This is a genomic window from Pseudocitrobacter sp. CD920760, from assembly GCF_057782505.1.
In genome coordinates, this window is sequence record NZ_CM173490.1 from 4204579 (window position 1) to 4217119 (window position 12541).

Consider the following 12541-nt stretch of genomic DNA (forward strand, 5'->3'; position numbering starts at 1 on the left):
ACCCCGCCCTCTCCCGCAGGGAGAGGGAGAAAACCGGCTCAGTTCTGTCAGATATGCACAATCGGTTCCCTCTCCCTGCGGGAGAGGGTTAGGGTGAGGGGGGCCTTACCGCTCGTCCCGACGTCCACCGACCGCTGCCCACCAGCGACGCACGTGAACCGTCACTTCTTCGCGGTCATGGTACAGCTGACGCGCCTGAATCTCTGCATTGATACCGTTGTCCTTCAGCGCCTGCTCAATATGCGCCAGGTTTGACGACAACTCTTCATAGCGCTTTTTCATCGGCAGCTTAAGGTTGAAGATGGTTTCGCGACACCAGCCGTTTACCAGCCACTGCGCCATCAGCGCGGCGACTTTCGCCGGTTTCTCGACCATATCGCACACCATCCACGAGATGTTGTTGCGAGTCGGACGATAGCGGAAACCATCTTCGCGCAGCCACGTCACCTGCCCGGTATCCATCAGGCTTTGTGCCATTGGGCCGTTATCCACGGAGGAAACCCACATATTGCGTTTCACCAGCTGATAGGTCCAGCCGCCAGGGCACGCCCCGAGGTCAACCGCGTACATCCCGTTCGCCAGACGCTCATCCCACTCATCGGCGGGAATAAAGACATGGAACGCCTCTTCCAGCTTCAGGGTTGAACGGCTTGGCGCATCGGACGGGAACTTGAGGCGCGGAATGCCCATATAGAACGGGGAATTATTGGTGCTGTAGGAATAACCGGTGTAGCAACAACCTGGCGCGATAAAGAACACATGCACGACCGGGCGCTTCGGCGTGTCGTATTTGGCTAATACGCCAACCTCACGCAGTGCCGAACGCAGCGGTACGGTAAATTTGCGACAGAACTTCATCAGCTCTTTGCTTTCGTTGGTGTCGGCCACTTCCACACGCAGATCGCCGCCTTTTTCGACCACGCCCTGCAACATGCCGACTACTGGCGTAATGCGATCTTCCGGCGGCAAATCTTTGAGTAACTCACCGACAACAAACATCTGACGCGCGAAAATCAGTGAGCTAAACGGCAGCTCACGGGCCAGTTTATCGGCCTCGCCTTCCTGATAACACTCGAATATCACATAGCCAGAGTTATCTTTTACTCGCGCAAAACCAAAGACTTCGCGGCGTGCGGCTTTATCTGTAATTTCCGCAGCACACTCTTTCTCAAACCCAGGGCGGCAATAGAGCACAACCTTATTCATGAACAACACCCTTACGTTTAAGACGAATAGCGCCGACCAACATCAGCGCCCAACCTGCGAGGAAGCTAACGCCCCCCACCGGAGTAACAAACGCCCACAGGCGTAAATGAGAGAGCGCCAGGCAGTACAGGCTGCCGCTGAATAACACGGTACCTAATGCCAGGAAAACGCTGCTCCAGTAGAACCAGATGCTGATGCGACGCTGCATCGCAACGGATAAGCCGAGAATTGCCAGCGTATGGAACGCCTGGTACTCGAGGCCGGTTTGGATCCAGCCCATCTCAACAACACCCAGAGATTTGCTTAACACGTGTGCGCCAAAAGCGCCCAGTGCGACAAAGATAAAGCCGCTAATGGCGGCGAAAATCAGCATAAAACGGCTGGTCATGCGATTACCCTACATTCATTTATTGTTCGTAGCGGAAGCGGAATGTCTCTTGTTCATTGGCCGCTTTCGCCAGTATCCATTGCCGGAAGGCAGCTATTTTACCCAGTTCAGCCTGACTGTCATGACAAACCAGATAAAAAGCGTTTTTACTGACCAGGACATCATTAAACGGGCAGACCAGGCGGCCTGCTTCTATTTCCGATTGCGCCATGACGTTATTCGCCAGCGCAACGCCTTGTCCATGAATGGCAGCCTGTAGCACCATCGCGCTATGGCTGAAGATCGGTCCCTGCTGAACGTTGATGTGGTTAAGCCCCAACTGACGAGTATAGGTTTGCCAGTCGCGACGCGAAGCATCGTGTAATAACGTGTGCTTTGCGAGATCTGCTGGCGTTTTAAGCGCTTTATCGCCCGTCAGCAGCAGCGGTGAGCAAACCGGCAGCAGGTATTCTGCGTACAATTTTTCGACACGCAGCCCCGGCCAGTTGCCGCGACCATAAAAAATAGCCACGTCAACATCGTCAGCCAGCTTGTCTTCCTGACGGTCAACAGCCTGGATTCTGACGTCGATTCCCGGATAAGCTGAGTTAAAGCTTGTAAGACGAGGCACCAACCACTGAATGGCAAAACTGGGCAATAAACTGACCGTCAAGGCCCCTTTTGCACTTCGTGCCTGTAGTTTACGCGTTGCCTCGGTTAATTGCGAAAAGATCTCTTTGATGTCGAGGAAATAGCTCTGCCCCTCTTCCGTAAGCAGCAACGATCGATTGCGGCGTCGGAACAGCTTCAGACCCAAAAAATCCTCAAGTGACTTGATTTGGTGGCTTACTGCGGCCTGTGTCACAAAAAGCTCATCGGCGGCGCGAGTAAAACTTAAATGGCGGGCTGCTGCATCAAATACACGTAATGCATTCAGAGGTGGCAATCGCTTCGACATGGTCCCAGAACCTGAATGTTAATAGGATTTAACAAATAGGAAACAACGCTTAACCTATTAGTTTTTTTTATCTGAGACATTATAAATTGTCCGTTGAGCTTCTACCAGCAAATACCTATAGTGGCGGCACTTCCTGAGCCGGAACGAGAAGCTTTTTTCGGAATGCGTGTTCTGATGGGCTTTTGGCTTACGGTTGTGATGTTGTGTTGTTGTGTTTGCAATTGGTCTGCGATTCAGACCACGGTAGCGACGCTACCCTTTTTCACTTCCTGTACATTTACCCTGTCTGTCCATAGTGATTAATGTAGCACCGCCAAATTGCGGTGCTTTTTTTTGCCTGTAAACCTGACTTAGTCTTCCAGGGCAACCATCTCTTTCACATCGGTACGGTTAATCTGCTGCTTGTTCCCGTTGGCATCTTTGTAAGAAATCATCCCGGTTTCGTCATCCGTTTTCGGCTTACCATCAGAGACAATACTACGGCCATCATTCGTGTGCATGACGTAGTTCGGGGAAGAACATGCGCCCAGGGCAAAGGTCATTACACAAGCTGAAATAATTGCGGCAGTCTTTTTCATCTTCTACTCCTTTAAGCGATTTATGCCAGATAGTTCATATTCCGTAACAGGCAAAAACATTTGCCTAACGTTATTTAGCATATGTCACTGGTCAGATTTCGCCAGGATATCCAGATTATTCTGATGGTTAGCACAAGCCTTGTCACAGGGCCTGTTTTGCGCCACGATCGCACTACTGAACCGAGGAATATCATGAACGCTTTCAACCCCGCGCAGTTTCGCGCCCAGTTCCCTGCTTTGGCCGATGCAGGCGTCTATCTTGATAGCGCCGCGACGGCCCTTAAGCCGCAGGCCGTCATTGAAGCCACGCAGCACTTCTATTCGCTCAGCGCAGGCAATGTCCACCGTAGTCAGTTTGCACAGGCGCAAAAGCTCACCGCCCGTTATGAAGCCGCCCGCGATCAAGTTGCAGAGCGCCTGAATGCCCCTTCCGGGAAAAATATCGTCTGGACGCGCGGAACGACAGAAGCCATCAACATGGTAGCGCAATGCTATGCGCGGCCTCGCTTGCAGGCAGGTGACGAGATTATCGTCAGCGAAGCAGAACACCACGCCAACCTGGTGCCGTGGCTGATGGTTGCGCAACAAACCGGGGCGAAAATCGTTAAGCTCCCGCTGGGCAGCGATCGTCTGCCCGATCTCAACCTTTTGCCTTCGCTTATCACACCGCACAGTAAGTTTCTGGCGCTGGGGCAAATGTCCAACGTGACCGGCGGCTGCCCGGATTTAGCGCGCGCCATTACCCTTGCTCATCAGGCAAATATGGTGGTGATGGTCGATGGGGCACAGGGCGCGGTGCACTGCCCGGCGGATGTGCAACAGCTGGATATCGATTTCTACGCCTTTTCCGGGCATAAACTGTATGGCCCGACAGGTATCGGCGCGCTGTACGGCAAAAGCGACCTGCTCGACGACATGTCGCCATGGCTTGGCGGCGGCAAGATGATCAGTGAAGTCACCTTCGACGGATTTACCACGCAACCGGTACCTTATCGCCTGGAAGCGGGCACGCCAAACGTAGCGGGCGTCATTGGCCTGAGCGCCGCGCTGGAGTGGCTTGCTGATATCGATATCGTGCAGGCAGAAAACTGGAGCCGTGGGCTGGCAACGCTTGCGGAAGATGAACTGGCGAAGCGACCGGGATTCCGTTCCTTCCGCTGCCAGGATTCCAGCCTGCTGGCCTTCGATTTTAAAGGTGTTCACCATAGCGATATGGTTACGCTGCTGGCAGAGTACGGTATCGCCCTGCGCGCCGGGCAGCACTGCGCACAGCCGCTGCTGGCCGCACTTGGCGTAAGCGGCACGCTGCGTGCTTCCTTTGCGCCCTATAATACGCAGGATGACGTTTACGCGCTGGTCAACGCCGTTGATCGGGCGCTCGAATTACTGGTGGATGAATGACAGCTTCCCTGCTCGCCGGGCATCCGTTCGGCACAACCGTGACCCCCGACTCGCTGCGCCAGCTTTTTACCCCATTGCAGCAGTGGGAAGAGAAATACCGGCAGGTGATTCTGCTGGGCAAGCAGCTTCCTACGCTCAGCGACGATCTCAAAGCGCAGGCACGGGAAATCCCCGGCTGCGAAAATCGCGTCTGGCTGGGCTATACGGTCACGCCATCGGGCGCGATGCATTTCTTTGGTGACAGTGAAGGAAGGATTGTGCGCGGGCTGCTGGCTGTATTGCTGACAGCGGTAGAAGGACGAAGCGCCAGCGATCTGGCTTCAGCCGACCCACTGGCGCTATTTGATGAGCTGGGGCTACGCGGTCAGTTGAGCGCCTCGCGCACGCAGGGCCTGGCGGCCCTGAGTGAGGCGGTAACGCAAGCTGCACGTCAGGCGCTGGCCTGACGCTCCGCTTTCGCCATCATTTTTTTCAACACATGGGATACCGCAACAAAGCCAAAAGTTGCGGTGACCATGGTCGCCGCGCCAAAGCCGGAGGCGCAGTCCATCCGTTTTGGCCCTTCTGCCGTGCTTTTCATCGCACACACTGAACCATCCGATTGCGGGTAAACCAGCGCTTCGGTGGAAAATACGCAGTCCACACCCAACTTGCCTTTACTGTTTTTCACCACGTTGAACTCACTCTTCAGCCGCTCACGCAGTTTCGCTGCCAGCGGATCCTGAATCGTTTTCGCCAGATCGGTCACCTGAATCTGCGTCGGATCGATTTGCCCGCCCGCCCCGCCGGTGGTCACCAGCGGCACTTTATAACGGCGACAGTAAGCAATCAGCGCCGCTTTGGGGCGCACGCTGTCGATGGCATCAATCACGTAGTCATAGCCTGCGCTCATGTACTGTGCGACGTTTTCCGTGGTAACGAAATCATCGATCACCGTGACGCGGCATTCCGGGTTGATCTGGCGAATACGCTCGGCCATCACTTCCGCCTTAGCCTGCCCGACATTGCCAGTCAGCGCATGAAGCTGGCGGTTGGTGTTGGTCACACAGACGTCGTCCATATCGATAAGCGTGATTGCGCCAATCCCGGTACGCGCCAGCGCTTCTGCCGCCCAGCAGCCTACGCCGCCGATCCCTACCACGCAAACATGCGCGCCCGCAAAGAGCTGCAACGCTTTTTCACCGTACAACCGCGCCGTGCCGCCAAAACGCTGGCGCCAGGCGTCACTGATGACAACTGACATAAAACCTCGGAGTTGAAAAACATAAGAGTGGGAGTGGATGGTTACCCTCACCCTAACCCTCTCCCTGAGGGAGAGGGAACCGATCGAGCGCGGAGTGACGACTCTGCTCCGCCTTTCTCCCTCTCCCTCAGGGAGAGGGCGGGGTGAGGGTGAAGGAATTAACCGCTAAACACGTTCCCGGCGCCTGGCGCAGGTTTCAGCACCCACACGCGGCCATAGTGATTATACCAGCCTGCGCGGTGTCCGGCATCCGGGCCGATCCCCTGATAGATATCAAAGTGTTGGCCTTTAATCGCCCCGCCCACATCCAGCGCGACCATCAGTCGCAGCTCGTACTGACCGTTAAACTTGCCGTTATTGTCCAGCAGCGGCACTTCCGCCAGCAGCGTGGTGCCCGCCGGAACGATGCTACGATCCGATGCCACAGACGCGCGACCAATCAGCGGCACCGCGCTTGCCCCTTTCACCGGCGCAAATGATTGAGGTTTAAAGAAGACGAACGACGGGTTCTGTTCCAGCAACTCACGCACTTCCGCTTCGCTGTGTTTTTCGCCCCACTCACGGATCGCCTGCATCGACATATCTTCGCGCTTCACTTCCCCGCGATCGATCAGCACTTTACCGATGCTGCGATACGGCCAGCCATTTTTGCCGGAGTAGCTAAAGAAGTTGAGCGGCGAACCGTCGCCAAAATCGATATAGCCGCTGCCCTGCACATCCATAATGAAGTTATCCATCAGCGAGTTGCTGTAGGCAAGGATATAGCTGTCGCTCAGGCCACCGGCATAAATGCTGGCGCGCGACGGCAGTTTTCCGCGCTTCGGCGGCATGCGGTAAATCGGATACTGGAACTCACCCTGACGGGTATGGCGCGCCTGAATCACCGGCGTGTAGTAACCAGTAAACTGGACGTTACCGTAGTTATCGGCACCTTCCATTTGCCAGGCGTCGAGACCGAACTGGCGCATGTTGCGCGTATCGCCCCCGGCACGCAGCCACTGCTGCACGGCGTTATACACGTTGCTCTGGTTACCATACAGGCGCGGCGACGCGCTGCGAATTTGATTAACCTGTTCTGCAAAATCACCGGCGTTGATTGGCGCGCCGACGGCTTCAGGTTGATTGACCAGTGAGAAAGGCTGGGTAAATTTCCCGTCTTTATACTGTTGACCGCGATCGGTCGGTTTGGAAGAACAAGCAGCCAGCATTGCCAGCATTGCGCCCGTCACCACATACTTTGCCCAACGTCCTTTCATGGTATCTCGTCTTCTACGTAAATCGTGAATGCCCGAAGAAGATAACAAACCGCCAGGCCTATTGAAACGTGATAACGTCCCCTGAGCGCAATTTCGTACAAAAAACAAACCGAACTGACGCTTTTTAACGCGTTTTCGGAAAAAATAACCATTTAAATCAAAAAATAGTTGCATCAGAAAGCGAGCAGAGTATAGTGCGCATCCACGGACGCGGGGTGGAGCAGCCTGGTAGCTCGTCGGGCTCATAACCCGAAGGTCGTCAGTTCAAATCTGGCCCCCGCAACCAATTACAATGTGAAAAGAGTTACTTGAAAGAGAGTAACAGACGGACGCGGGGTGGAGCAGCCTGGTAGCTCGTCGGGCTCATAACCCGAAGGTCGTCAGTTCAAATCTGGCCCCCGCAACCAACACATTGTACAAAAGAGAAAAGGTTACTCGATGGAAGAGTAACAGACGGACGCGGGGTGGAGCAGCCTGGTAGCTCGTCGGGCTCATAACCCGAAGGTCGTCGGTTCAAATCCGGCCCCCGCAACCAACAAAATCAAGCACCCATTCGGGTGTTTTTTTTGCCTGCAATATACCTGCCGTACTAGCCAGATCGCCTGTTTATCATCAGCCCCCCAGGATATTGGGACTGATGACAAACGCAACATTGCCTGATGTGCTACGCTTATCAGCGCCTACATGATTTCTTCAATATATTGAATTTTCAATATTTTGTAGCTACCGTCTTGAACGTCAAGCGGTAGCTGCATAATTTTCGTCCCAGCTAAGCCGCGTTTTTAACACTCCGAAGCATAAATGCACCAGTTTGCGCATAACTGCTCCCAGTGCGGCTTTTTTGGCTTTACCCTTTGCGACCAGTCGTTCATAAACAGCTTTTGCCTGTTTGTTCCAGCGGCACGCGCTCAGCGCTGCAACATACAGCTTAGCCCGTACTTCCGACGGCCCTGTCTTTGACATATGGGTCTGCCACGTACCGAACTCCCCGACGTTTTCTCTACCGGCGTGATACCCAGATAAGCCGCGACCTGTGAGGCGCTTTTGAATGTCCCGTCTTTCAGCAGCGCCAGCATCTACCGCCCGACCTGATCTTTAACGCCCTTGATCGATTTCAGTAAATCAAGATCAGCCTTCAACCCCGGATCGTTATCTATATGATCGGTTATGAGTTTTTCTATCCGGGTCAGTTCATCGCTCAGCCAGCTTTTCGTCCGCTCAAGTGAACGGATGACCTCCTGTGGAGTGGTTGTGGAATTCGCTTTTTCCAGCCGGTTCACCGTGCGCTGAACATCCTCTTTCAGGGCATCCCGCTGGCGCAGCAGCGCCCTCAGCTTGCGGACTTCGGGCGAAGGTGGAACCCAGGCATTCGGGTGTTTCAGCTCGCCATAACAGGCCAGAACGAAGGCATCCACAGCATCATTCTTGTTGAGAATACCCATCCCGCTGGCAAATTCACGAACACGATAGGGATTAGCCATGCAGACTCTGACACCGGCTTCATGCAGGCCATATGCCAGATTTTCATGGTAGATACCCGTCGCTTCCAGCACGACCGTCACACTTTCCGGAACGCATTTTTGTGCGCTCAGCCAGTCGATAACTTTGCTGGAGACGTCGGGTTCATTGGTCAGAACTTTGTGTTTTTTTTTGCCGCCGGGACCGGCAGTAAGCAGACAAACATCGATTTTATTTTTACTGACATCAATACCGAGAGTACACATCGAGAATCTCCTTTCACCTGAGCCAACACGTCATTCCAGCCTTGTACATACGAAGTCAGAGCTTCTGGTTACCGTTCGGATTTTGAGTGACGTGAAAGGTGAAACGGGAGGCTTAAGCTACGTCGGAAGATCCGTGTCTTCAGGCCGGATACAAGCTTCTCCCGTTTCATGTAGCTGACAGCTAATCAGCTACCAGTTCAAGATACAAGGCCGGATAAGGCGTTTACGCCGCATCCGGCATGAACAAAGCGCACTTTGTCAGCAAGCCTCGTCACTTTAGGTGATTAGTTGTTGAAAATAACACCCGCACAAATTATAGAATATTCATGAAATTTATTAATACACATATTATTATTTATGCCGCTTACGTGTTAATCCCATGAAACTCTTTGATTTTATTTTACTTTAACCATAAGATATAATCAGACCGTTTGGTATATACGAGGTCTGAAATGCGTGTATTAACTTTAATTTTCAAAGTAATAATGACTTATTTGCTATGTAGCTCAATATCTTTATTCATGTTATGGGTTAATGGCAAACTTTTTAACCTTCCTTATATAATATGGAGAGCATATGAGTATTTGAATACTCACTATGGGTTGTATAATGATATGGAACAATATGACTCTATTCCTATCGTTAGAGATTTCTTAATTATCTGGATGTTGTTTTTCCCAACAATAATGACCGCTGCTATATTTGTTTTCAAAAAAAAACATAGAGATAAGTAAATTTATATGTATCAACCTGATTCTTAACGATTTTGGTTCCTTCTATCATACATACCGAACTAAAATAAACCCGCTAATCTAATCATAGTAACTGAGCAGAATATCCTACCCCAAAACTAAGATTCCTCATCGGAAATTAGCCAGCTAATTTTCGATAAAGAACCTTAATCGATTATCTATTATCGCCTTGCAAGCGTCGCGCCATCGGCAAAATAGGCTTTTATCCCCGCCAGGATAGACTCGGCGACTTCCTGCTGGAAGGTTGCCGTCTTGAGCTTACGCTCCTCTTCGACGTTACTGATAAACGCTGTTTCGACGAGGATAGACGGAATATCCGGCGCTTTCAGTACCGCAAAGCCCGCCTGCTCAACCTGATTCTTATGCAGCTTATTCACCTTACCCATGTGTTTAAGCACCGCTTTGCCGAATTTCAGGCTATCGGCGATGGTCAGCGACTGCACCATATCAAACATGGTGTGGTCGACGTAGCGATCGCCGCTTTTACTCACCCCACCGATTAAGTCGGCGGCGTTCTGGGTTTGTGCGAGGAATTTCGCGGCGGTACTGGTTGCGCCTTTGGTTGAGAGCGCAAAAACCGATGACCCGCTCGGCTGACGGCTGGTGAAAGCATCGGCGTGAATAGAGACAAACAGATCTGCGCGCTGCTTCTGGGCTTTCGCCACGCGCACCTTCAGCGGAATAAAGATATCTTCATTTCGCGTCATGTAGACCTTCATGTTGCCTTCTTTCTCGATAAGCGACCGCAGGCGTCGGGCAATTTGCAGCACCACATCTTTTTCACGCGTTTTATATTTACCCACCGCGCCGGAGTCTTCCCCACCGTGCCCCGGATCGAGCATGATAACGATAGGACGATCGCGCCCGGCCTTACCAGGCTGCGGCCCACTCTGCGCAGGCGGCACCTGTTTATCGAGATCGCCACGGTTGTAATCTTCCAGCAACGCCAGCAGCGGATCCTGAACATCCTGCGCATTCGCCGGGTACAGGTCCATGACCAGACGCTCTTTAAACCCGGCAACCGGCGCCAGCGCAAACAGCTGCGGCGTGACGTTCTGCTTGAGTTCGAACACCATCCGCACGGTTTGCGGATCAAACTGCCCGACGCGCGCGGATTTAATAAAGGGATCGTCAGCGCGGATTTGCGCCGTCATGCCTTTCAACACCGAGTTCAGGTTCACGCCCTCGAGGTCGACAACCAGGCGTTCCGGATTGCTCAGCGCAAACTGTCGGTATTTCAGCTCCCGATTTGACTCAACCGTCACACGCGTATAGCTGGACGCAGGCCAGACGCGCACGGCCACCACCTGGCTTGTGGCAGCCATACCTACCTGACTGACGCTTAATAACCACATGGCGCCCGCCCCTTTTAACAAGCGGCGGCGGCTAAATGACTGACTTCCCGACATGCTTCTCCCGAGCCAATAATGCTTACTTTGGTATTACGCATAATAAGTTTGACCAAAAACTTTAACCAAAGGCGCATAAACTGTCATCTATAAAAGGGTAAACATTCTTTTGCTAAGCCCTTTTTCAGAATTCATTTTACCCTTTCGCGGAAAATTCGCGCTTGCACTCACGGCCAAAACAGAATAAAAATACACTTATTGCGAATAAAAATGCACTGAGAGGTCATGCCGTGGTGAAGGAACGTAAAACCGAACTGGTCGAAGGGTTTCGTCATTCAGTTCCCTATATCAATGCCCATCGGGGAAAAACGTTTGTCATCATGCTGGGCGGAGAAGCCATCGAACATGACAATTTCTCCAGTATTGTCAATGACATTGGTCTGCTGCACAGTCTGGGGATTCGCCTGGTGCTGGTCTATGGCGCGCGCCCGCAAATCGATGCCAATCTTGAAGCGCATCATCATGAGCCGCTCTACCACAAGCAAATTCGCGTGACCGATGCGAAAAGCCTGGAACTGGTTAAACAGGCAGCCGGGTTGCTACAGCTCGATATCACCGCGCGTTTATCCATGAGCCTCAACAATACGCCGTTGCAGGGTGCACATATCAACGTGGTCAGCGGTAACTTCATCATTGCCCAGCCGCTGGGCGTCGATGATGGCGTCGATTACTGTCACAGCGGGCGCATTCGTCGTATCGATGAAGAAGCGATTCATCGTCAGCTCGACAGCGGCGCAATCGTCCTGATGGGGCCGGTCGCCGTTTCCGTCACCGGCGAAAGCTTCAACCTGACCTCTGAAGAGATTGCCACGCAGCTGGCTATCAAACTGAAAGCAGAAAAGATGATCGGCTTCTGCTCTTCTCAGGGGGTTTTTGACCGTGAGGGTAACATCGTGCCAGAGCTGTTCCCCAACGAAGCACAGGCCCGCGTTGAGGAGCTTGAGCAGGAAGGCGATTACTTATCTGGCACCGTGCGTTTTCTGCGCGGTGCGGTCAAAGCATGCCGCAGCGGCGTGCGCCGCAGCCACTTAATCAGCTATCAGGAAGATGGCGCGCTGTTGCAGGAGCTTTTCTCCCGCGACGGTATCGGGACCCAGATTGTGATGGAAAGCGCCGAGCAGATCCGCCGCGCCACCATCAACGATATTGGCGGCATCCTCGATCTCATCCATCCGCTGGAACAGCAGGGTATCCTGGTGCGCCGCTCCCGCGAACAGCTGGAGATGGAGATCGACAAATTCACCATTATTCAGCGCGATAACACCACCATCGCCTGTGCCGCGCTCTATCCGTTCCCGGAAGAGAAAATCGGTGAGATGGCCTGCGTGGCGGTGCATCCGGATTATCAAAGTTCATCACGCGGGGAAGTGCTGTTGCAGCGTATCTCTACGCAGGCAAAGCAGATGGGGCTGAGCAAGCTGTTTGTGCTGACCACCCGCAGCATTCACTGGTTCCAGGAACGTGGGTTCCAGCCGGTGGATGTTGAGCTGCTGCCGGAGAGCAAAAAGCAGATGTATAACTACCAGCGACGCTCAAAAGTACTGATGGCGGATTTGGGGTGACGTTTTACGCCGGATGGGGCAAACGCTTATCCGGCCTACAAGACTTCACGATGTAGGTCGGATAAGCGTTAGCGCCATCCGACAA

11 protein-coding genes, 3 tRNA genes and 1 pseudogene are annotated in these 12541 nt (G+C 53.0%); 6 read left to right on the plus strand and 9 right to left on the minus strand.

Features of this window, described 5'->3' with window-relative positions; translation table 11 throughout:
* Positions 1 to 105 precede the first annotated feature (105 nt).
* The 4 genes from rlmM to AC1MKH_RS19690 form a co-directional block, all read right to left on the minus strand.
* Positions 106 to 1206, minus strand: a complete 1101-nt coding sequence (gene rlmM, locus AC1MKH_RS19675; protein ID WP_276223973.1) for a 23S rRNA (cytidine(2498)-2'-O)-methyltransferase RlmM — start codon at positions 1204 to 1206, stop codon at positions 106 to 108.
* A complete protein-coding gene (locus tag AC1MKH_RS19680) occupies positions 1199 to 1594 on the minus strand; it encodes a DUF423 domain-containing protein (RefSeq protein ID WP_108477165.1) in 396 nt (131 codons plus the stop codon). Before AC1MKH_RS19680 ends, rlmM begins: the two co-directional genes overlap by 8 nt.
* A gap of 19 nt (positions 1595 to 1613) precedes the next feature.
* The gene (gcvA, locus tag AC1MKH_RS19685; protein ID WP_015963219.1) at positions 1614 to 2531 is read right to left on the minus strand and encodes a glycine cleavage system transcriptional regulator GcvA; all 918 of its coding nucleotides are present in this window, start codon (positions 2529 to 2531) and stop codon (positions 1614 to 1616) included.
* 350 nt (positions 2532 to 2881) lie between these two features.
* Positions 2882 to 3109: a YgdI/YgdR family lipoprotein gene (locus tag AC1MKH_RS19690; RefSeq protein ID WP_015963218.1), complete on the minus strand. Its 228-nt coding sequence runs from the start codon at positions 3107 to 3109 to the stop codon at positions 2882 to 2884.
* 192 nt (positions 3110 to 3301) lie between these two features.
* Between AC1MKH_RS19690 and csdA the strand changes: the two genes are divergently transcribed.
* Positions 3302 to 4510: a cysteine desulfurase CsdA gene (gene csdA / locus AC1MKH_RS19695; protein WP_276223968.1), complete on the plus strand. Its 1209-nt coding sequence runs from the start codon at positions 3302 to 3304 to the stop codon at positions 4508 to 4510.
* Positions 4507 to 4956: a cysteine desulfurase sulfur acceptor subunit CsdE gene (csdE, locus tag AC1MKH_RS19700; RefSeq protein ID WP_276223966.1), complete on the plus strand. Its 450-nt coding sequence runs from the start codon at positions 4507 to 4509 to the stop codon at positions 4954 to 4956. The genes csdA and csdE overlap by 4 nt, the downstream gene beginning before the upstream one ends.
* Here the strand turns inward: csdE and tcdA are convergent.
* Both tcdA and mltA read right to left on the minus strand, forming a co-directional pair.
* Positions 4941 to 5753, minus strand: a complete 813-nt coding sequence (gene tcdA, locus AC1MKH_RS19705) for a tRNA cyclic N6-threonylcarbamoyladenosine(37) synthase TcdA (protein ID WP_276223964.1) — start codon at positions 5751 to 5753, stop codon at positions 4941 to 4943. The two genes, csdE and tcdA, sit on opposite strands and share 16 nt — an antisense overlap.
* Positions 5754 to 5911: 158 nt before the next feature.
* Positions 5912 to 7009: a murein transglycosylase A gene (gene mltA / locus AC1MKH_RS19710; RefSeq protein ID WP_276223961.1), complete on the minus strand. Its 1098-nt coding sequence runs from the start codon at positions 7007 to 7009 to the stop codon at positions 5912 to 5914.
* Between the two features lie 209 nt (positions 7010 to 7218).
* Here mltA and AC1MKH_RS19715 point away from each other — a divergent pair.
* From AC1MKH_RS19715 to AC1MKH_RS19725, 3 genes are all read left to right on the plus strand, one after another.
* Positions 7219 to 7295, plus strand: a tRNA-Met gene (locus AC1MKH_RS19715).
* Positions 7296 to 7339: 44 nt separating this feature from the next.
* Positions 7340 to 7416 (plus strand) — tRNA-Met (locus tag AC1MKH_RS19720).
* 51 nt (positions 7417 to 7467) lie between these two features.
* Positions 7468 to 7544: transfer RNA gene (locus AC1MKH_RS19725), tRNA-Met, on the plus strand.
* A 203-nt stretch (positions 7545 to 7747) separates the two neighbouring features.
* Here the strand turns inward: AC1MKH_RS19725 and AC1MKH_RS19730 are convergent.
* The 3 genes and pseudogenes from AC1MKH_RS19730 to amiC all read right to left on the minus strand — a co-directional run bounded on the left by AC1MKH_RS19730 (position 7748) and on the right by amiC (position 10894).
* Positions 7748 to 8085 (minus strand): annotated as a pseudogene (locus AC1MKH_RS19730) (transposase).
* Entirely contained in the window at positions 8086 to 8733 is a 648-nt protein-coding gene (locus tag AC1MKH_RS19735; protein ID WP_488451066.1) for an IS110 family transposase, read from the minus strand.
* Positions 8734 to 9646: 913 nt separating this feature from the next.
* The gene (amiC, locus tag AC1MKH_RS19740; protein ID WP_231826367.1) at positions 9647 to 10894 is read right to left on the minus strand and encodes an N-acetylmuramoyl-L-alanine amidase AmiC; all 1248 of its coding nucleotides are present in this window, start codon (positions 10892 to 10894) and stop codon (positions 9647 to 9649) included.
* A 230-nt stretch (positions 10895 to 11124) separates the two neighbouring features.
* On the opposite strand from amiC, the gene argA reads away from it, so the two are divergent.
* The gene (gene argA, locus AC1MKH_RS19745) at positions 11125 to 12456 is read left to right on the plus strand and encodes an amino-acid N-acetyltransferase (RefSeq protein WP_149463375.1); all 1332 of its coding nucleotides are present in this window, start codon (positions 11125 to 11127) and stop codon (positions 12454 to 12456) included.
* Positions 12457 to 12541: the final 85 nt, after the last annotated feature.

Excerpts from the sequence above, each read along its gene's own strand:
- AC1MKH_RS19690 (WP_015963218.1), bottom strand. The coding sequence starts at position 3,109 with ATGAAAAAGACTGCCGCAATTATTTCAGCTTGTGTAATGACCTTTGCC.
- csdA (WP_276223968.1), top strand. The coding sequence starts at position 3,302 with ATGAACGCTTTCAACCCCGCGCAGTTTCGCGCCCAGTTCCCTGCTTTG.
- amiC (WP_231826367.1), bottom strand. The coding sequence starts at position 10,894 with ATGTCGGGAAGTCAGTCATTTAGCCGCCGCCGCTTGTTAAAAGGGGCG.
- gcvA (WP_015963219.1), bottom strand. The coding sequence starts at position 2,531 with ATGTCGAAGCGATTGCCACCTCTGAATGCATTACGTGTATTTGATGCA.
- csdE (WP_276223966.1), top strand. The coding sequence starts at position 4,507 with ATGACAGCTTCCCTGCTCGCCGGGCATCCGTTCGGCACAACCGTGACC.
- mltA (WP_276223961.1), bottom strand. The coding sequence starts at position 7,009 with ATGAAAGGACGTTGGGCAAAGTATGTGGTGACGGGCGCAATGCTGGCA.
- AC1MKH_RS19735 (WP_488451066.1), bottom strand. The coding sequence starts at position 8,733 with ATGTGTACTCTCGGTATTGATGTCAGTAAAAATAAAATCGATGTTTGT.
- AC1MKH_RS19680 (WP_108477165.1), bottom strand. The coding sequence starts at position 1,594 with ATGACCAGCCGTTTTATGCTGATTTTCGCCGCCATTAGCGGCTTTATC.
- rlmM (WP_276223973.1), bottom strand. The coding sequence starts at position 1,206 with ATGAATAAGGTTGTGCTCTATTGCCGCCCTGGGTTTGAGAAAGAGTGT.
- tcdA (WP_276223964.1), bottom strand. The coding sequence starts at position 5,753 with ATGTCAGTTGTCATCAGTGACGCCTGGCGCCAGCGTTTTGGCGGCACG.